This is a genomic window from Streptomyces sp. 3330, assembly GCF_031456635.1.
Classification (GTDB): Bacteria; Actinomycetota; Actinomycetes; order Streptomycetales; family Streptomycetaceae; genus Streptomyces.
Map to the genome: position 1 here is coordinate 1 of NZ_JAVDVA010000016.1, position 20037 is coordinate 20037.

A 20037-nucleotide genomic window follows, 5' to 3' on the forward strand; every position below is an offset into this window, starting at 1 on the left:
GGTGCTGTGCGGTGGGTGCCGAGCCGGCACTGCACCTGCGGGGGGGGGCCGCCTGCACGCAGTGGTGCAGGCGGCCCCGCTCGGATTCTCGGCATCCGGCGACCGGGCGTGCCGCAGGAGGTGCCACCCGGGCAACGCGCTGTGGTGCGGCGCCGTGCCGGTCAGGCGACCTGGTACCTGCCGACTTCCAGGAAGTGGCGCAGTGCTTCGGGCGTGTTGTCGTCGAGGGCGGCGTTGGCCGCCGCGCGCAGGGCCGGGCTGATGGACGGGTCGGCGAGGATGCGGGCGATGGCGACGCGGTCGTCCTCGGCCTGGGCGATGCGGTAGCCGGTCTCCAGCCAGGCGCGCATCGCGTCGGAGTCGTCGGCGTCCAGGAGGGCGTTGACCTCGGCGATGACGCGCCGGCCGCTGTCGGGGTCCGCGAGCAGGCGCGTGATGGCGACGCGGTCGTCCTCGGCCTGGGCGATGCGGTAGCCGGTCTCCAGCCAGGCGCGCATCGCCTCGGGGTCGTCGGCGTCCAGGAGGGCGTTGGCTTCTCGTGTCACACGCCGGCCGCTGTCCGGGTCGGCGAGGATCCGGAGTATGGCCACCCTCAGGTCGTCGGCGTCCGGCTCGTCCGCGGACGAGGACACCGCGGGCACCGTCACCGCGGTCGGTGCCGCCGTGGCGGCGAAGGACGGGGTGGCGAGCAGGAGGGCCGGGGCGAGGATGCCCGCGGCAATGCCGGGCGCTACGCGATGCAGTCGCAAGGAGAATGCTCCTCTTCGTTCGCTACGGAAGTGAGTTGAGGACGCCTCAGGGCGTTCACTTCGGTCATGTTGTCACCTGGGTCTGACATTGGCGGGTGCTCGCTGCGGTCGCAGGGCACCGTCGCCGCGGACGTGGCCGGTGTTTCATGGCGGCGCGTTCGAGAAGGGCGGCCTTGAGCGCGGCTCGTGACTGTCGGGGCATGATCGGGGCGAGACGATGCCCGGGGGCGGTCGTGGTGCGGTCCGAGCTTGTGGTGGTGCGCGACGGGGCTCCGCTTGTCCGCCGGGACCGGGGCGGGGCGAGGGAGCCGGTCGTGCTGCTGCACGCGAGCGGCTGCGCCGTCCGCGGGAGGGCCTCACGCCCCGCGTGCAACTGATCGAGCCCGACCGGGCCCTCCTCGGCTGCCCGGCGCACTCCCCTGCTGGCAGTTTCTCTCGGGGCTCCGCGGGTCTGGTGCATGCCTTTGTTGGAGGGTCCCTCGTCGCGTAGTAGGCCTGGTCGCGCAGGTGAAGGACCATGGACTGCCCGGCGGCCGCCGCGTTCGATCACGCGGTCGGCCATGAAAGTGGTCGGCGCATCCCGAAGCGAGCCGAGGTGGCTCCGTCACCCCATTTCCGCGAATACTTGGCTAGCCACACGATTGCTGCTACCTTGAATATGTGGCCAGCCACGCTTTTGGTGGCCGAAGGAAACGGAGTCATCATGAAAGCAATCATTTTCGACCGGTTCGGCGGCCCGGACGTGCTGCACGAGGCAGACATCGAGGTCCCGCAGCCCGGCCCCGGCCAGGTCCGGATCCGCGTGAAGGCCGCAGGGCTGAACGCGCTGGACGGCAAGATCCGCGCCGGGACGATGGAGGCCGTCCGCCCGACGCCCCTCCCCGCCGTCCCCGGTGCCGAGCTCGCCGGAGTGGTGGACGCCCTCGGTGAGGGCGTGAGCGACATGCAGGTCGGCGATGAGGTACTGGGCTGGTCGGACACCGGCTCGTACGCCCAGTACGCGCTCGCCTCCACCGTGGCCCCCAAACCCGCCGGCCTCGACTGGCAGCACGCGGTCGCGTTGCCGGTGGCCGGCGAGACGGCCGAGCGGGTCCTGAACCAGCTGGAGGTCGCCGCCGGGGAGACCGTGCTGATGCACGGCGCGTCCGGAGCGGTCGGCACCCTGGCGGTCCAGCTCGCCACGGCCCGCGGGGCACGCGTGATCGCCACCGCAAGCCCCTCCAACCAGGACTACCTCACCTCGCTCGGCGCCGGCGCGACCGTGTACGGCGAGGGTCTGGTCGAGCGGGTGCGGGCGCTGGCCCCCGACGGCGTGGACGCGGTGTTCGACCTGGCCGGAAAGGGAGCCCTGAAGGACTCCATCACCCTGCGGGGCGGCACCGACCGCATCGTCACCATCGCCGACTTCGGCGCCCGAGAGCTGGGCATCACCTTCTCCCAGGGGTCCCAGGAACGCTCCGCCGCCCGCTTGGCCGCCCTGGCCCAGGACGCCGCGGCCGGCAAGCTCGTCACCACCGTCACCGCCTACCCGCTCGACCAGGCCGCACAGGCCCAGCAGGTCAGCGACGCCGGGCACGTGCGGGGCAAGCTCGTCCTGACCGTCGGCTGAGCGACCTTCCCCAGCTCCCCCCACACACACAACCACCCCTCCCTTTGCGGTGACCGCCGGTCACCGCCCTGTCGAAGGACCCCTCATGCTGGATTCCCTGTGGACACCCACCACCCTCGGCGGCACATCCCTGCCGCACCGCCTGGTCATGGCCCCCATGACCCGTGACCGCTCGACCCCTGAAGGCGTACCGACCGAGCTGAACGCCGAGTACTACGCCCAGCGCGCCTCGCACGCCCTGATCATCACCGAGGGAACCCAGCCCTCCGCCGACGGCCAGGGCTACCTCCTGACCCCCGGCATCCACACCGACGAGCAGATCGCCGGGTGGCGCAAGGTCACCGACGCCGTGCACGCGGCCGACGGCCGCATCATCGTCCAGCTGATGCACACCGGCCGCATCGCCCACCCCGACAACACCCCCCACGGGCGCCGGCCGGTCGCCCCTTCGGCTATCCGGCCGGCGGGCGTGATGTTCACCGCGTCCGGGCCGCAGGAGATGCCGACTCCCCGTGCTCTGTCGACCCGGCAGGTCGCGGCCACCGTCGAGGACTTCCGCCGTGCCGCGGCGGCCGCCGTCGCGGCAGGCGCCGACGGCGTGGAGATCCATGGCGCCAACGGCTACCTGGTCCACCAATTCCTGTCCGACAACACCAACCAGCGCACCGACGGCTACGGCGGCTCGATCGAGGGCCGCATCCGCTTCGCCGTGGAGGTCGCCGCCGCGGTGGCCGACGAGATCGGCGCCGAGCGCACCGGCATCCGTATCTCCCCCGCAAACCCCTACAACGACATCGCCGAGTCCGACACCGCCGAGCTGTATCCGACGCTCCTGCGCGCGCTCAGCCCGCTCGGACTGGCCTATCTCCACGTGCTGCACGCGGGCGACGAGGAGCTGCTGGGCACCCTGCGCGCACTGTGGCCGACCACGCTGATCCTCAACCGGGGCGGCTCCGACCTGCCCACGCGCGCCAAGGACATCGACAACGGAACGGCCGACCTCGTCTCCGTCGGCGCCCTCGCGCTCGCCAACCCCGACCTGGTCGACAGGCTCCGCGCCGGCGCGCCGCTGAACACCCCCGACCCGGCCACCTTCTACGGCGGCGGAGCGACCGGCTACACCGACTACCCCACCCTTACCGGCTGAGGAGCCGAACCGGAACCCACCGCCCGACCCCCGCATCCCCCTACGGCCGGCGCGGGACCGATGAGCTACGCGATCCTCCCACTCGCCCGCGCCCACCGCGCCTACGCCGCCACCCTGCTGCGCGAGATGGACCTGCATCCCGGACAGGAACTGCGGCTGATGCACCTGCTGGACCGGGAGGGGCAGTCCCGGTCCGAGCTGCTCGAAAGCGTCGGTGCGGCCCACCCCACCCTTTCCAAGGCGCTACGCCGCATGCAGGACGCCGGGCCGCTTGTCCATGAGCCGGCCACACATGACCGGCGCTTCATGGTCGTCCACCTCACCGACAAGGACCGGGCGATGTGCGGGCCCGTCGCTGCGCTGCGGCAGGCCCTGGAGGAGACCTCCGCCCGGAGTCTGTGGGCACCGCAGGCGGAGTTCTTGGCTTCCCACCGGTGCCCGGCGCGACCTGGGCACCCGGATGCGCCCCTCCGAGGCCGAACACCCTTGGCCCGGCCACCACTTCAACCGACAGGGGCAGCCGCAGCGGGCTGCGGTTCGACCTTGCCCACCTTGGGGTCGTGGTGGAGTTCCTCGCGGACACCGCCGTCGACGACGGCCGCTACCGCCACCCGGTTTGCTTCCTGCGGGTACACGAAGATCTCACCGCCGACCAGCCGCCCGTTCTCGGAGCCTGACCTCGCGCCGTGGGGAGCCGGGATTCCCGGCCTCATGCGTTTCCCGGCCTGCCACGGCGGAGGTGGAAGCGCCGTTCCTGCGGCGAGGAACCACATGGCCGGCGAAGCTACGACTGGGCCCGTGTCGAGGTGAGCCGTGGCACCGCGAAGAGCGCCGGCACTTGGTCATCGCCCGCGGCAGTGTCAGCCGGCCCGAGGCCTGCCGGCACCGCTCGACAGTCAGCGGGCGATCGAGATGGCGAAGGGTGTGAATCCGGTGGCACGGATGACGTGAGGTACGAAGAGGATCGCGGCCTCTGTGGCCCGGGCGGTCTGGATCCCGCCGAGGTCGGTTATCCATTCCTTTTGCCAGCCGAGGTCGGTGAGCAACACGCGGACGCTCTCCTTGGCCTGCGCGTCCTCGCCGGAGAGGAACACGGTCGGTGTCTGGGCGAGCGTGTCCGGCGAGGTCATCACGGGGAAGAGCATGGTGTTGAGTGTCTTGACGACGCGCGTTTCGGGGAGCGCCTGCTGGAGCTGTTCGGCCAGGCTCGAGCCGGGGTAGATCAGATCGGCGGGCAGTCCGTCCGGTCCGTCGGTGGTGGCGTTGGAGACGTCGACGAGGATCGTGTCCCGGAGTTCTTCGCGCAGAGCGGCGAGCCGGTCCAGCGAGCCGGCGCCCGGGGTGGCGTTGATGACGATCCGGGCGGTCCGGGCGGCGTCGGCGGCGGCGCCCGGCGTGCGGGCCGCCACTGTCACTTCGTGTCCTGCCCGGGCGAGGGCTGCGGCCAGGTTGCCGCCGACGCGGCCGTTTCCGAGAACTGCGATCTTGGTCATGATGGTCTGGTCCTTCCGTGGACGTGCGGTTGGTAGTGCGCGCTCAGCGCGAGAGCGTGGACACGGCCTCGGCGTGGACGCCCGGCGCGGCGGCCACAAAGCTCTGGCTCCGGGGGGTCCAGGGGCGGCCCTCGGCGTCGGAGATCCGTCCGCCGGCCTCAGTGACGAGCAGCGCTCCGGGAAGCAGGTCCGCGCGGGCGCCGGCGAACTGCCAGAAGGCGTCGGTCCGGCCGGCGGCCACGTTGAGCAGGTGCAGGGACGCGGGCACGGCGACGCGGACGACGAGCGCGTCGAAGAGCATCGCGGTGATCGAGGCACCGACCCGCCGCACGACCTCTGCGTCCTCGTCCGGCCGGGCCTGGCTGGTGGCCACGATGCTCAGGCCGAGGTCCGCGGTCTGGGAGACGTGCAGCGGCCGGCCGTCGAGGTGGGCGCCCGCGCCGCTGAGCGCGGTGTAGGTCTCGCCGGTCAGCGGCAGATGCACTGCGGTGAGCACCGGCTGGTTCTCCCGCACGAGGGTGGCGGTCACCGCCCACTCCGGCAGGGCGTGCAGGTGGTTGACGTTGCCCTCGGCCGGATCCACGACCCACCACTCGCCGGACGGCAGCGCCCCGCCGTCCAGTTCGTCCTCCACCCAGCCTGCCTGCGGGCGCAGGCTCGTAAGACGCGGACGCAGGATGTCGAGAGCCGCGTCGTCGTTGACGGCCAGTGCGCGCATCAGCTCTTCGCGGCTCTGGTAGCGGACCACCTCGCCGAAGCGCTCGCGCAGCGCCGAACCCGCCTCACGCACGGCGATCGCGGTCTGGGCGAGCAGGTCGGCGTCGGAGGCGGCGACGTCGGTGGTACGGAGCGTTTCGGACATGGCGGTATTCCCGTCTGAGGTGGGGTGCTGAGGTCGATCGAGGGCCGAACTGCGCGTTCCTTCTTGCGCTTTCGCTCAACGGTAGGCAGCCCATCGATTAACTTCAAATGCATGTCAGGCACGGCTAGGATTACTCTCATGCAATTGGATTTGAACCTGCTCGCCGCGCTCGACGCACTACTGGAGGAGGGCAGTGTGGCCGGGGCGGCGGCGCGCCTGCACGTCACCGCCCCCGCGATGAGCCGGAGTCTGGGCCGGATCCGGCGCACGACCGGGGACCAGATCCTCGTGCGCACCGGCCGCACGATGACCCCGACGCCGTATGCGATCGCCGTCCGGGAACAGGTGCACCAACTGCTGCACCAGGTCCAGGGGGTACTGGCACCGAGCCGTGAACTCGATCTGGCAACGCTCGAGCGCACGTTCACACTCCGCTGGCACGACTCCCTCGTCGCCTTGAGCGGCCCCGCACTGCTCACGGCCGTGCGCGGACAGGCGCCGGGCGTGCGACTGCGCTTCGTCGCGGAATCGAGCATCGACACCCCCGAGTTGCGGCGCGGCGAGGTCGACCTGGAGGCGAACTCCAGCCTCCCGAGCGCACCGGACGTCCGTGCCGAGAACGTGGGCGAGACCCGCCTCGTCGTCGTCGCCAGGCAGGGGCACCCCCTCACCCGCGTCAGGGCCCTCACCGCACAGCAGTACGCCGACGCTGAACACGTCACCGTCTCGCGACGTGGAAACCTCACCAACGCCATCGACGACGCCCTCGCCCGGCTCGGCCTCATCCGCCGCGTGGTGGCGACGGCGCCCACGGAAGCGGCCGCGCTGGAGTTCGCGCGCGGCTCCGACATCCTGATCAGCGTCCCCGAAGCCACCACGCGGTCAGCGGTCGCCGACCTCGGCCTGGTCGTGCTTCCTCTCCCGCTCGAACTGCCGTCGGCACCGATATACCTGTCATGGCATCAGCGCTACGACACCGATCACGCCCACGCCTGGCTGCGCGGACTGGCGCGAACCGCGCTGGCCCTGTGAGGAGCGTCGTAGTCGGCGCGGTGGCTGCGTCACACGCATACGTCACGATCCGCGCGACCACTACGGCGATCTGCCTGAACGTCAGCAGCGGCCTGTCCGCGGGGATGCCGGCCGTGGAGGTGGCCAGACCGACGCCCGCGGCTCACCACCGCGGAACCCCGGTGCGCAGATCAAGCTCACCAGGGTTTCCTGTACCTCAACTACTATCCGGGAGGCGGGCGTTGACCGGCACAAGACCCACCGCCCTCTAGCCATGACAAGGGCGGGCTCGGCACCGCCGGGCCACGCGGGAACGGCCGCTGAGCCTTGATCGATCAACGCCGGAAGCGACAACTCGAGCCCACCCGAGGTAAGACCTCGACCCGTGACTGCCCTGCACGGCCGCATGACACCCAGGGGCGGCCGTCGACGTCTGCTCACCCTCACCAACCGGAAGGCCGCTCATGACCGCTGACACCATCCCGCCGCGCCCGCCGATCGTCGTCCTGTGCGGGTCGACCCGGTTCTGGGACGCGCTCACCGAAGCCGCCCTGTACGAGACCGTGGCCGGCCGGATCGTCCTCGCCCCCAACTGCAACCTCCAGCAGCCCCACCCGATGTGGGACGACCCGGCTCGCGCGGACCGGCTCAAGCACCTCCTGGGCGACCTCCATCTACGCAAGATCGACCTTGCCGACGACGTCCTGGTCGTCAACCCCGGCGGCTACATCGGAGACAGCACCCGCCGCGAGATCGAATACGCCCACAGCCTCGGCAAGCCGATCCGCTACACCCACGCGACTCCCGACCGCCCCTGACACCCGGCACAGCAAGAGGGCCCTTCCCTCCGCCCGGGCGCCAAGGCCCGCGCCCGCAGGTCGGAGCCGGGGGCACTGCGCGGTGTGAGAACACGGAGCCGGGCCTGAGGCTCTCGTGGAGTCACAAGCCGGCAGCGGTGAGGATTCGATACATCTGGGTCGGCCACAGCGCGGAGTTGGCAGCGGCCTCGTCGGCTGCCTGGGGGTCTGGGTCAGAGAGCAGATGCTCCAGCAACTCGGTCGTGATGTTGGGGTGACGGGCGACCCCGCGGCGCAGGAAGGGCTCTGCAGCGGCGGCGAGTTGCTGAAGGTCCGGCACAGGTAGTTCTGGGTCCTGCAGAGCGAGGTAGCGCACGTTCGGGCTTGGTTCGTCAACGAACGTGCGCAGCATGTGACGGGGGAAGTTGGGGTGGTCGACGAGGAGCGGTCGGATGTGGAACACGTCGCCGTGTGCGCGGACCAGCCTTTCCAGGACCTCGGGTGGTGTGTCCGGCCGACGGGCGGCCGCACGACGGACCACGAGTTCCGGGTCGTTGTCCAGCCGACGCCATGCCTCTTCAGGCAGGTCGTGACAGGAGGCCAGTACGCACCGGAATGTTGTGTACCGGCTGTCCAGGTAGGTCAGCCGCTCGTTGAGTGGCGCTTCGCGCAACCACTCCGGTTCGGCGAAGTTCCAGTGCAAAGCCACCTCGGCCTCGATGCTTCCGTCCGCACGTTCGGCTTGTACGAGGTCGTACAGTCCGTCCCGGGTGCCGGCGTCGACATGGCGACTCTGCGCGGCCGCGACCCGCACGAGCGGGTCGTCGCTGTCCAGTAGCCGGGCAACCATCTCTGCCGAGAGATGCGGGTTCCCGGCGACAGCCCGACGGACCTTCTCCTCCCCGCTCCGCATGAGCTGCGCAAACTGCTCCGAGGTGAGCGGGACGTAGCGCGCCACGTTGAGCCGCGTGGCAGGGTCGGCGAGGCAACGCTCCCTCCATTCAGGCGGGACACCCGGTTGCTTGTGCTCGGTGGCGACGGCACGGACCTGCGGATCCGGATCGGCAAGTAGCTCCACTTGCACGGCGAGAGGCCGGTCGTGCCAGGCTCGCGCCACCGCGGCACGCAGGCTCGGACTCGTCGCACCGACGAGTGCCGTCCGAGGCCGGCCGTAGGCTTCCTCCAGGTCATCGATGCCGATCGGCACCTCGCGATCCACCATGCCGCGGACGAAGTCTGCGTACGCGTCACGGATCGCCGGATCAGGATGCTCGGCGATCCTTCGGCGCATCTCCGGTGAAACCCGGTCGCCGTGAAGGCCCACCGCGGTGTCGCCGTCGCCGTGCGTCAGAAGAGCCGCGACCACAGCGTCCTCCAGTCGCCCGCGACGCAGTGATATCCCGTGTCGGCCGGCCTTGTGTGCGGCCAGGCGGACCAGGACGTCCCGAGGGGCTGCTGGGTTCCGCCCCAGCCCGGACAGCTGGGGGTGATCGAGGCTTGTCATGCGCTCAACCTAGTCAGGCCGAGGCGTGCGAGCAGGCGACCCGGCGGCTCACCCTCGACCAGGGCGACGACAAGCCTCTCGCGCTCGAAGCCGTCGCCTTGACCACCCTGCCGCCCTCCGCCGCGAAGGCCTCACCGTCCGGAAGCATGCGGCGTCCGGACGGCGGGGCCGAGGGTCGAGCGGGGGCGTCAGGGCGCCAGCATCGATATCCCGAACGGCGTGGCCTGCGGGGCCGATTCGGTGCCGTCGGCGGCCACGGCGGTGACGACGTAGTAGTAGTACGCCCGTGCCAGACCGGGATCCTTGTACGTCAGTGCCGTCACTCCCGTGGCGATGCGGCGCTCAGGGGTGAAGACGTCCGCGCTGGACGTGGACCGGTAGACGTTGTACGAGATGGTCGCACCCTGGTCGCACGCTCCGACCTGCCAGTTGAGCTGGGCGTAGTCCGCGCCCCTGCCTCCGCCGGTGATCCGGGGGGTGGGCGGTCCGGTCAGGACCGGGCAGGGCAGCGTGACCTCGGCCATCGGCGAGTAGTCGGACCACTGGCTGTGGGTGCTGACGGCGCGCACCACGTAGTACCAGGAATTGCCGGCGGGCACGTCCACGTTCGTGAACGTCGTCCCTGTGATGAACGGGGAGACCGAGTAGGCCGTCGTCGGGTCCGCGACGGTCGTGCGGTAGACGTAGTAGCCCGCCACGTCGGTCGACGCGCTCGCGGTCCACTCCACCCTGACGTTGCCGTTGTCGGCCGTCGCGGTCACCGAGGCGGGCGCGGCCGGCTTCTCGTAGACCGGCAGGCGCTTGCCGTAGACGGTTCCGTAGCCGGGTTCGGGCAGGGGGGAGACGTTGCCGGCGCCGTCGACGGCACGGACGGTGTAACCGAACTGCACGTCGGCCGCGGTGCTCGTGTCAAGGTACTTGCCGTCCCGCACCACGGCGATCTGCTCCCACGCGCCGAACATCGGCTTGCGCATGACCAGATAGTGGTCCGTGTCGTCGGTGTTGGGCGTCCAGACGAGGTGCACACCGTCCGTGGCGTCCCAGGCGTCCAGGCCGTACGGCATGTGCGGCGGAGTGACGTCGCGGATGCGGGTGGCCGAGACCGGCGTGGACGGGTCCGACTGCGTGCCGAGTGTCGTGACCGTCCTGACCTGGTAGTAGCGCACCTCGCCGACGGGCGCCGCGTAGTCGTCCCAGCTGGTGCCGGTGACCGGGGTGTCGGTCAACCGGGTCCACGGGCCGGCGGCCGAGTCGGCGCCGTAGACGTGGAACCGGTGGGACGCGTCGCCGTCGTACTGCCAGCCGACGGTGTTGCCGTCGAGCCGGCCGGTGGCGGAGACGGCCGTCGGCGGCAGCGGTTCGGCCTCGGCGGCGTCGAGCCGGACGGGCGCCGAGTACGCGGAGGCGTTGCCCGCGCCGTCCTTGGCCCGCACGCGGTAGTAGTAGGTCGTGCCCACGGCGGCGGCCGGGTCGGTCAGGGCGGCGCCCGGAAGGGGCGCCCCGACCGCGGCGAACGGCCCCTCGGGCGCGACGGCCCGCTGCACCTCGTAGGAGCTCGCCCCGCTCACCGGGGACCACGAGAGCCGGGCGCCGGCGGACGGGTCGTACGAGGCCGTGAGCCCGGTGGGCGCGGCGGGGGCCGTCCTGTCGGCGCTCACGACGCTCGTCACCGCGGACAGCGGGGAGGCGTTGCCGGAGCGGTCGACGGCACGGAGGGCGTACTCGTAGGCGGCGCCGGTCGCCGGAGGTGCCTCGGTGAAGGTGGTGCCCGTGATCAGGGTGGAGTTGCGCAGGCTCCAGCTGGTGCCGGCGACGCGACGGTAGACGCGGTAACCGGCCAGGTCCATCTCGTAGTTGCGGGACCAGGTCAGGGTCGCCTTCAGTGTGGACGCCGAGAAACCGGACTTCAGGCCGACCGGGGTCAGGGGGACGGTCTTGTCGTACGTGGCGCCGATGACCGGCGCGTAGGAGAAGGAGATGTTGGCGGTGCCGGTGAAGGCGGCGAAGTCCACGCGCAGGGTGTGGGTCCCGTGCGGGATGGTGAGGCGTACGGTCTTCCGCTGGGTCGAAGTGACGTTTCGCCACAGGTCGATCTTGCGGGAGCCGTCGAGGTAGACGCGGGCGCCGTCCTGGACGGCGAGGCTCAGGTCGAAGGGGCCGCCGGAGCCGAAGTTGCGGGTGGTGGTCCAGCGGACGCCGAAGTTGTCGTTCGGCAGGGCCACGCCGGAGGGGTCGCCGGAGCCGTAGTTCTCGGCGACGGCGCTGTCGCAGACGGTGGCCTTCGGAGTGCCGGAGAGGGTGGTGTTGGCGTAGTACTGGGCCTTCCACACGCCGGCCGAGCAGGTCACGGCCGCATGCGCGGTCGTGGGGAAGGCGAGTCCGGCCAGGGCGCTCGCCAAGGAGAGCGCTACCGCACCGCCTGTACGGCGGGTCGTGCCGAGAGATATTCGCATCTACGGATGCTCACTCTTTCGTTGAGGAGATGAGGACAAGACGTGTATGCCGCCCCAATAGTGCCATTCGAAAGATCACTTGCGTAGGTGGTTTGTACGGGGAAGTCGGCGACGGCATGGGATGGCGCAGGATGCGAGGAAGCGATGCTCCGGCAGCGCGGCGGATTCCCTCGGTTGCTCCATGACCGCCGCGCCGCTGAAGTCCTTTCCGGCGTCGTAGTTCTTCGGTGTTCTCGTCGACGCCGTGCTTCTCGGTGAACTCCTCGTAGGCATCGTTGACGCCACATTCTGGAGTTGCCGCCCCGGCACCAGGGCTCAGTGGTGTACTCGACGCCGTCGAAGCCCACGGCGATGGCGTGGCCGACGCCGCCGAGGATGTCCTTGAGGGCTGCCCTGCTCCCGTGCGTCCTCCCGCTCCTTGTCGTCACAGATGCCGTAGTTGCGCTGTACCGGGGGGCAGGAATCGCCCTTTGCCGAGGCGCAGTTGGCGCTGCCCCCACAAGATGGCTCCGTGCCTGCGTCAGCGCCTCGTCACATCAGATCCCGGCATGCCTCCCCCCTCGTCCCGACTTGGTCGCGTCCCGGGCATCGAGGTCGTCGAGATGGAACTCCTTGGCGCTCAAGGCGCCGCACCCACAGGTCCGCCGCCCAGCGCGGCTGCGGTTCCCCGCCGCTCAGCGCTCGTCCGTGCGGCGGTTCGACTTCTTGGCCGGCCGCGACCGGCCGCCGTTGCGCCGGGACGAGCGAGCGACAAATAGCATGCAACTGGTGCAATGAGTTGACATTCCGCAGAAGTTGGGCCACGCGCCAGTGGCAGGTCTGCGCGGTGACATCGGGGGCAGACGGCGGTTCGTCGGCTCCACCATCTTTGGCCGACACCGCCGTATCGCGCCGACCCGTGGGAGAACTGATGCCGACCGCCGCACCGGAAAGACCGGCCGAGCTACCGGGCGAGAGGCCCGGAGCCGCTCCGACCGGCCGCTCGTTCACGCTGCCCCGAGGCACCGGCCGCACCTCCGCGCGTATCGCGGCGCTGACGGTCTGCCAGGGTGCGCTGATGGTGGGCTTCGGGCTGCTGATCACCGGACCCGCCCGTGGACTGTGGCCGATGACGGTCGAGGACGACGTCAACGAGGGCCTCGAACACGCCCGGACCGGCACCCTCACCGCCCTGTCGTTCTTCGCGTCGGAGGCCGGCAACACCCTCACGGTGATCGCCATCGCCGTCCTTGCCTGCGCGGGCCTGATCCTGGTCCCCCGCCTCCCGATGTGGCGCCAGGCGGTCTTCCTCGCCGTCGCCGTGTCGCTCCAGTCACTGGTGTTCCTGGTCATCACCGAGTCGGTGGACCGCCACCGCCCCGACGTGGACCGCCTCGACGCCTCCCCGCCCACCTCCAGCTACACGTCCGGCCACACCGGGGCGGCCACCGCGCTCTACGGCGGACTCGCGGTGCTCGCGCTGTCCCGGCTCCGCGGGCCGTGGCGGCGGATCGTGGGCGGTCTCCTGCTTCTCGTGCCGCTGCTGGTCGCCGCCGCCCGCCTCTACCGGGGCATGCACCACCCCACGGACGTCATGGGCGGGCTGGTCAACGGCAGCCTGTCCCTGCTGATCGTCGGCCGTGCCCTGTTCACCGACGGAAGCGTGACCGCTCCGGTCGAGACGGACTCCGCGCCGACTGCCGCGAGCGCGGCGGGGGCGGGCTCGGACGTGCCGGCCCGGGGGCGGGCTGCGGTGATCTTCAACCCCACGGTGACCGGCGAAGCCGACCGTGCGGCGCTGCGAGGGATCCTGGAGCGGCACGGTCACCGAGCGCCGGTGTTCATCGAGACCACGGCGGAGGACCCAGGCACGGGTCAGACGGCCGACGCGGTCCGGGACGGCGCGCAGCTGGTCGTCGTCTGTGGCGGTGACGGCACCGTGCGGTCGGCCGCGAGCGCCCTGGCCGGCAGCGGCATACCGCTGGCCGTGGTGCCCTGCGGCACGGGCAATCTCCTGGCCCGCAACCTCGGCCTGCCGCTGTCCCCCACCGACGCGCTCGACGCCGCCCTCCGAGGCGCCCCGCACCGCCTCGACCTCGGCCGCGTCGAGGGCGACGACCTCACCGCCACCCACTTCGCCGCGATGTCCGGGGCCGGTCTCGACGCCGCGATCATGGAGCACACCGATGACCGCGCCAAGTCCGTCCTGGGCTGGCCCGCGTATGTGCTGGCCGCCATCGGCACGCTGCCGACCCCGCGGATGCGCCTGACCGTCCGGCTCGACGACGCGCCCGCCCTGCGACGCACCGCCCGTATGGTGCTCATCGGCAATGTCGGCACCGTGCAGGGCGGGACGACACTCCTGCCGGCCGCCCGCCCCGACGACGGTCTGCTCGATCTGATGATCCTCGACCCGCGCGGCGTCGGCGGCTGGACGCGAGCGCTGACGACGCTGCTGCGCGGTGGTGCGAAGGCGCCCCGGCCGACGGCCGTGGACACCCTCACGCCCGAGGACGGCGACAGAAGCGGCGTACCGGTGGAGTTCTTCACGTTCCGCAGGGCCGAACTGACCTTCGACTCCGCGCAGTCCCGGGAGCTCGACGGTGATCCGGTGACTCCGGGCCGCCGGCTCGCCGCCGAGGTCAGGCCGGGTGCGCTGACGGTGCTGCTGCCCACGGGAGGTGCGTGACATGGGTACCGCGACCAAGGTCCCCGAGACCCGGGACATGACCGGCGACGAACTGTCCGCAGACGAGGCGCTGGCGTCGCTGCGCCGCTACGGCCGCTGGGCCCTGCTGCGCGACTCCTTCGTCCGATTCCGGTACGCCGACGGCTTCACCCACTCCCGCGCGCTCGCCCTCCAGACGGTCCTGTCGGTGATCCCGCTGGCCATCGCGTTCGTCGGCCTCTCCACCACCCTGCACACCGAGAACATAGGCCGGATCGCCGAACTCACCATCCACCGGATCGCCGAGGGCCCCAGCGCCGACGTCGTCGACGACGCGCTGAACCGCAGCCGCCGCACGGCGGGCGACGGCGCTCAGGTCGCGCTCTGGTTCGGCCTGCTCTTCTCCCTGGTCAACACCACCACCGCGATGTGCCAGGTGGAGCGCGGCGCGAACCGGATCTACGGGAACGAGCGCGACCGCCCCTTCGGGCAGAAGTACCTGCGCGGCCTGGTCATGTCCGTCACCGCGGGGCTGCCGCTCGGACTCGGGTTCATCGTCATGGTGGCCGGCGGCGACCTGGCCTCCGCGGCGGTGACCGTCTACCGGCTCGACGGCGGTTCACAGACCGCCTGGGAGATACTGCGCTGGCCCTTCGGGCTGCTGCTCGCGCTCATCTCGGCCAGCGTGATCTTCCGCAGGTCGCCGCGCCGCAGACAACCCGGTTACACCTGGCTGGCCTTCGGCGCCGCCGTGTACCTGGTGCTGTGGACGGCGCTGACCTGGCTGCTGAGCCTGTACCTCGGGATCAGCGGCTCCTTCGACACGGTCTACGGCCCGCTCAGCGCCTTCATGTCGCTGCTGCTCTGGGCCTATCTGACCTCCATCGCCCTTTTCCTCGGGATGGCCTTCGCCGCGCAGCTGGAGGCCGCGCGCGCTCTGCAGTCCGGCCCGATCGAACCCGATCCTGGAGTCTGAATGGTTGTGCGAGCCGCGGTCCACCATCTCCGAGACCGTCGTCGCCGGGCGGCCGACCGCAGATTCGGCGCCCGGCTGTTCGGGGCGGCTGTCGTCGCCGCCGTCGCCGCCGTGCCCTTCGCGCTGCTGCTCGTCCTCGTCGAGGGCCAGTGGGGACCGCTGCGCCGCCTGGACTCGGGCGCCGCTCAGCGACTGCATCACACGGCCCTGACCCATCCGGCGTGGACCAGCGTCCTGCGCTTCCTGTCCGACTGGGTCTGGGACCCGGCCGTCCTGCGGAGCGTCGTCGCGCTGCTGACCATCTGGCTGGTCTACCGCAGGGCCTGGCGGCTGGCCGCCTGGTCCGCGGTGACGGCCGTGGCCGGTGGGCTGATCGGGCTGCTGGTCAAGACGGTGGTCGAGCGGGCCAGGCCGTCCCTGGAGGATCCGGTGGCGCACGCTCCGGGGTTCTCCTTCCCCTCCGGTCACGCGATGACGGCCACCACGTCGTTCGCCGTCCTGCTGCTCGTCCTGCTGCCCATGGTGCCGCGCGCCTGGCGGCCCCTGTGCTGGTGCGCCGCGCTGGTCTCGGTGATCGGGGTGGGCTTCACCCGGGTCGCGCTGGGCGTGCACTGGTTCAGCGACGTGGTGGGCGGCTGGCTGCTCGGCCTGGCCGTCGTCGCCCTCACCGCCTGGGCCTTCGAGGCCTGGCGCGCCGATGTCGGCCGGGGCCACGCCGAGATGACGGACGGCCTGGAGCCCGAACTCGTCGACGCCCACCCCGAGCCGTGACCGGAGAGGAGGGAGCGGCCCCTCCGGGGTGCAGTCCCTCCCTCCGGATACGGAGCCCCTCCCCCAGGACGCCGACCGCCACGGGTCATTGCCCGCTTCGGCGGTCGAGAAGGACACCGAGCCGCCTGGTTCGTCAGCGGGCTCAGGCGACGCCGAGGACCGTCCGGCTCTAGCTGTAACCGCACGGCGGCCGCCCCAAGGACGGTCACCCCCTCTGCCATGCTGTCCCTCGTACAGGGATGGAGGGCGCGTGACCGAGCCGATCACCGGATTGGATCCGGGGCCGCAACCTGCGTGCCCTTCTTGAGCTGCTGTCCTGCTGCACCGGGTACGCCGTCGACGAAACCGGCTGGGAAACCATAGAAATCGGCGTTCAGGACACCGATGACGAAGCACGCGACGGCTGGTATTCGTATCCCCTGGTCGGCACGATCGCCACGCTGGAAGTCTCGCTCGCCCAAGCCGTCGGAGGCGAAGAGGTGTCCGTCAGAGTCACGGGAGCCGAGACACCCGCACCACGGCTCCGGACAGACACACTCCTGTCCGCCTTCGCCGGCAACTGACCACCGGCGTGTGCGACCGGATGACCCACGGCCCGCTGTCGATCGACAGTTTGAGTGCCTGACGCGTCCCTGCCGCGCATCGTCAAGGCCCAGTGCGCCCCGTGAGCAAATACGTCCACTTTCCGCTATTTGTTACCTATGAGTGATTTCGACTACGCCGACAGATCCGACTTCGAGGACGCTGACCGAGGCTTCATCGCCGCCCTTTCACCGGCGATCGTCCGGACGGACGACGGCCAGGTGATCTGGGACGGCGAGGCGTACGCGTTCCTGAACGAGGACTGCCCCGACACCGCGCACCCCAGCCTGTGGCGGCAGAGCCAGCTGTGCAACAAGCAGGGCCTGTTCGAGGTGACGGCAGGGATCTACCAGGTCCGGAACCTGGACCTGTCGAACATGACACTGGTCGAGGGCGACACCGGCGTCATCGTCATCGACCCGCTGATCTCCGCCGAGACCGCAGCGGCCGCTCTCGCGCTGTATCGCGAGCACCGTGGAGACCGCCCCGTGACAGGGCTGATCTACACCCATTCACACGGCGATCACTTCGGCGGCGCACGCGGGGTCCTGCCGCACGGTCACTCCCCGGTACCGGTGATCGCGCCGGCCGGATTCCTGGAGCACGCGGTCGCGGAGAACGTGTACGCGGGCGGCGCGATGACCCGCCGCGCGGTCTACATGTACGGCTCCGAACTGGCCAAGGGGCCCGCCGGTCACATCAGTGCCGGGCTGGGCATCACGACCTCCAAGGGCACGATCACCCTCGTCCCGCCGACGCTCGACATCACCCGCACCGGCCAGGAGGAGACCGTCGACGGTGTGCGGATCGTCTTCCAGACGACCCCGGACACCGAGGCGCCCTCGGAGATGAACTTCTACTTCCCCGACCGGCGCGCCCTGTGCATGGCGGAGAACGCGACGCACAACATGCACAACATCCTGACCTTGCGCGGCGCGCTGGTCCGCGACACCCGCATCTGGGCGCACTACCTGGGCGAGGCGATCAGCCTGTTCGGTGACAGGGCCGAGGTCGCGTTCGCCTCCCACCACTGGCCCACCTGGGGCCAGGACCGCATCGTCGAGCACCTGGCCGGCCAGCGGGACATGTGGGCCTACCTGCACGACCAGACGCTGCGCATGACCAACCAGGGACTGACCGGCCTGGAGATCGCCGAGCGGATGGAACTGCCGCCGGCGGTCGCGAGGAGGTGGGCCAACCGCGGCTACTACGGCTCCGTCAGCCATAACGTCAAGGCCATCTACCAGCGTTACATGGGCTGGTTCGACGGCAACCCGGCCCACCTGTGGGAGCATCCGCCCGTCGAGCAGGCCAAGCGGTTCGCCGCCGACTACGGAGGCGTGCCCGCGCTGGTCGCCAAGGGCGAGGAGTACGCCGCCTCGGGGGATCTGCGCTTCGCCGCGACGCTGCTGGGGCACGCCGTTTTCGCCGCCCCTGACAGCACGGCCGCCAGGCAGGCGCTCGCCGGGGTGTACGAGAAGCTCGGGTACGGGGCGGAGAACGGGCCCTGGCGCAACTTCTACCTCATGGGCGCCCAGGAACTGCGCGGCACGATCGCCCACACCGCGCTGAAGACCACCAACCCCGAGATGGCGATGGCCCTGACCGTCGACATGCTCATCGATTCCCTCGCCATCCGCATCGACGGCCCCCGCGCCTGGGACCGGACGCTCACCATGACCTGGAACCTCACCGACGAGGACCGAACCTGGCACCTCCTGCTGTCCAACGGCGCCCTCACCTGTCGCAGCGCCGAGACCGCCTCCGAGGCGGGCGCGGCGGTCACGACCGCCGATCTGACGCTGACGATGACCAAGCCGCAACTCCTCGGCGTCCTGGCCGGCAGCGGATTGGACGGCGTGCAGGTGGAAGGCGACCCGCAGGTCTTCGCGACCCTCGTCGGCCTGCTGGACACCCCCGACCCCGACTTCGCCATCGTCACCCCGTGACACCGCGCCGTGCACGCCCCCGGGCGGCCGCTGCCCGTCATCTCACGACACGTGAGCCGCGCGGTCCTGCTGCCGTCGCCTCGCCCCCCTGCCTCAGCGCGTGATCGGCCGGACAGGGGTCAGTGCACCAGCAAGTCGATCACTCCGGTCAGGCTTTCCTCGCCCTTGCCCTCGGCCAGCCGGCGGCGCATCAACTCGAAGTACGGGCTGAGCAGTTCCGGGCTGACGCCCTGCTGCTCTGCGGTGCTCAGGAAGGTGGGCGTGCCGGCCACCTGCATGGCGAGGTTGGAGACGACGCCCTCGGTGTAGTCGCCGCTCGCCAACTGGGCGGCGGTCTGGTGAACTGCCGGGGCCATCGCAGCGAGCCAGTCGGCGAGCAGCGGGGCGAGCGCCGCCGGGTCGATGTCTTCCTTGCGGATCAGGGCGAAGGCGTGCGCGGCACCGGCGAACATCCCGTACATGGCGCTGAGAAGGGCCACGTCGTGCAGGGCCGCGAAGCCGGCGTCCGCGCCGACATAGGTGGCCCCGGCCGGGACGTTCAGGGTCGCCTGGTGCCGCTCGAACAGGTCACGCGAGCCGCTGTAGAAGACGTAGCCGCCGGTGTCCGGGGCGCCGATCATCGGGGGGACGGCCATGATCCCGCCGTCCAGATAGCGGGCGCCGCGCGCACGGGCCCATTCGGCCCGGGCGCGGGCCTGAGCGGGATTGCCGGTGGTCAGGTTGACCAAGTCCCTGTCGACCAGGTCGGTGTCGGCCAGCACTTCATCGACCGAGGTGTCGTCCAACAGGCAGAGGACGATCAGGGTGTTCGCCGCGACCGCCTCAGCGGCGCTGTCCGCGACCTTCGCACCCTCGATGGCGAGCGATGCGGCGCGGGCCGGGGTGCGGTTCCATACGGTGAGGGGGTGGCCGGCGGCAAGCCAGGTGCGGGCCAGCGCGGTGCCCATGGCGCCCAGCCCCAGCATGGTGACGGGAGTGTTCTCAACTGTGTTCTGTGGCATGCCGATTAGGCTCGTCGCAGGTCCCGGAGGTGATCAAGTACACACTTCGCAGTGGGTGGTTACCTCGGGGTGAGCGAGCACGTCAGAAGGGCGGGGCATGACGACGCTGAATCGGCCGGGCACGCCGGACGGACACGTCTGCGGGATCGACACCGCGATGGAGGTGATCGGCGGCAAGTGGAAGGTGTTGATCCTCTGGGCGCTGCACGAGCGTCCTCACCGACGCTTCGGTGAGCTGCGTCGCCTGCTTCCGGGGATCACCGAGAAGGTGCTGGCCTCTCACCTGCGTGAGTTGGAAGCGGACGGCGTCGTGCGCCGCGTCTCCTACGACGAGGTCCCTCCCCGCGTCGAGTACTCGCTGACCGAGGACGGCATGCGCCTCAATGACGCACTCCAGCCGCTGGCCGCATGGGGACGCGATCGGCCGACCATGCCACGACAGCTGGAGGACAAGGCGAGCCAGGGGCCGCTGTGAACCATCAGCAC

At 70.7% G+C, this 20037-nt stretch carries 16 protein-coding genes and 1 pseudogene; 10 read left to right on the forward strand and 7 right to left on the reverse strand.

The window, feature by feature from the left end:
• Window positions 1–161: 161 nt before the first annotated feature.
• Entirely contained in the window at window positions 162–749 is a 588-nt protein-coding gene (locus J2X68_RS25040) for an ALF repeat-containing protein (RefSeq protein ID WP_310434820.1), read from the reverse strand.
• A gap of 703 nt (window positions 750–1452) precedes the next feature.
• Here J2X68_RS25040 and J2X68_RS25045 point away from each other — a divergent pair.
• On the forward strand, window positions 1453–2358 hold the full coding sequence (locus tag J2X68_RS25045; RefSeq protein ID WP_310434821.1) for an NADP-dependent oxidoreductase: 906 nt from the start codon (window positions 1453–1455) through the stop codon (window positions 2356–2358).
• 85 nt (window positions 2359–2443) lie between these two features.
• Window positions 2444–3505 (forward strand): alkene reductase, encoded by a 1062-nt coding sequence (locus tag J2X68_RS25050; protein ID WP_310434822.1) that lies wholly within the window; start codon window positions 2444–2446, stop codon window positions 3503–3505.
• Between the two features lie 503 nt (window positions 3506–4008).
• Here the strand turns inward: J2X68_RS25050 and J2X68_RS25055 are convergent.
• Window positions 4009–4218 (reverse strand): hypothetical protein, encoded by a 210-nt coding sequence (locus tag J2X68_RS25055; protein ID WP_310434993.1) that lies wholly within the window; start codon window positions 4216–4218, stop codon window positions 4009–4011.
• A 3-nt stretch (window positions 4219–4221) separates the two neighbouring features.
• Between J2X68_RS25055 and J2X68_RS25060 the strand changes: the two are divergent.
• Window positions 4222–4379: pseudogene (locus J2X68_RS25060) on the forward strand (IS701 family transposase); the annotation flags it as partial.
• Between the two features lie 22 nt (window positions 4380–4401).
• Here the strand turns inward: J2X68_RS25060 and J2X68_RS25065 are convergent.
• Together J2X68_RS25065 and J2X68_RS25070 are read right to left on the reverse strand one after the other, a co-directional pair.
• Entirely contained in the window at window positions 4402–4998 is a 597-nt protein-coding gene (locus tag J2X68_RS25065) for an NAD(P)-binding domain-containing protein (protein WP_310434823.1), read from the reverse strand.
• A 43-nt stretch (window positions 4999–5041) separates the two neighbouring features.
• Entirely contained in the window at window positions 5042–5860 is an 819-nt protein-coding gene (locus tag J2X68_RS25070) for a 3'(2'),5'-bisphosphate nucleotidase CysQ (protein ID WP_310434824.1), read from the reverse strand.
• A 138-nt stretch (window positions 5861–5998) separates the two neighbouring features.
• Here J2X68_RS25070 and J2X68_RS25075 point away from each other — a divergent pair, with 138 nt between their 5' ends.
• Window positions 5999–6892 carry a LysR family transcriptional regulator gene (locus J2X68_RS25075; protein ID WP_310434825.1) on the forward strand — a complete coding sequence of 298 codons (894 nt, stop codon included), beginning with the start codon at window positions 5999–6001 and terminating at the stop codon, window positions 6890–6892.
• Between the two features lie 443 nt (window positions 6893–7335).
• Window positions 7336–7689 carry a hypothetical protein gene (locus J2X68_RS25080; RefSeq protein ID WP_310434826.1) on the forward strand — a complete coding sequence of 118 codons (354 nt, stop codon included), beginning with the start codon at window positions 7336–7338 and terminating at the stop codon, window positions 7687–7689.
• A 121-nt stretch (window positions 7690–7810) separates the two neighbouring features.
• Here J2X68_RS25080 and J2X68_RS25085 read toward each other — a convergent pair whose 3' ends face one another.
• Window positions 7811–9034, reverse strand: coding sequence for a hypothetical protein (locus J2X68_RS25085; RefSeq protein WP_310434827.1), 1224 nt, complete (start codon window positions 9032–9034; stop codon window positions 7811–7813).
• 326 nt (window positions 9035–9360) lie between these two features.
• Entirely contained in the window at window positions 9361–11625 is a 2265-nt protein-coding gene (locus J2X68_RS25090; protein WP_310434828.1) for a PA14 domain-containing protein, read from the reverse strand.
• Window positions 11626–12535: 910 nt separating this feature from the next.
• Here J2X68_RS25090 and J2X68_RS25095 point away from each other — a divergent pair.
• From J2X68_RS25095 to J2X68_RS25110, 4 genes are all read left to right on the forward strand, one after another.
• On the forward strand, window positions 12536–14293 hold the full coding sequence (locus J2X68_RS25095) for a diacylglycerol kinase family protein (RefSeq protein WP_310434829.1): 1758 nt from the start codon (window positions 12536–12538) through the stop codon (window positions 14291–14293).
• Window position 14294: 1 nt separating this feature from the next.
• Window positions 14295–15248: a YihY/virulence factor BrkB family protein gene (locus J2X68_RS25100; RefSeq protein ID WP_310434830.1), complete on the forward strand. Its 954-nt coding sequence runs from the start codon at window positions 14295–14297 to the stop codon at window positions 15246–15248.
• The gene (locus J2X68_RS25105; RefSeq protein WP_310434831.1) at window positions 15249–16019 is read left to right on the forward strand and encodes a phosphatase PAP2 family protein; all 771 of its coding nucleotides are present in this window, start codon (window positions 15249–15251) and stop codon (window positions 16017–16019) included. It begins immediately after the preceding gene.
• 701 nt (window positions 16020–16720) lie between these two features.
• Window positions 16721–18550, forward strand: a complete 1830-nt coding sequence (locus J2X68_RS25110) for an alkyl sulfatase dimerization domain-containing protein (protein ID WP_310434832.1) — start codon at window positions 16721–16723, stop codon at window positions 18548–18550.
• A 119-nt stretch (window positions 18551–18669) separates the two neighbouring features.
• Here J2X68_RS25110 and J2X68_RS25115 read toward each other — a convergent pair whose 3' ends face one another.
• Window positions 18670–19551 (reverse strand): NAD(P)-binding domain-containing protein, encoded by an 882-nt coding sequence (locus tag J2X68_RS25115; protein ID WP_310434833.1) that lies wholly within the window; start codon window positions 19549–19551, stop codon window positions 18670–18672.
• Window positions 19552–19648: 97 nt separating this feature from the next.
• On the opposite strand from J2X68_RS25115, the gene J2X68_RS25120 reads away from it, so the two are divergent.
• On the forward strand, window positions 19649–20026 hold the full coding sequence (locus J2X68_RS25120) for a helix-turn-helix domain-containing protein (RefSeq protein ID WP_310434834.1): 378 nt from the start codon (window positions 19649–19651) through the stop codon (window positions 20024–20026).
• Window positions 20027–20037 lie beyond the last annotated feature (11 nt).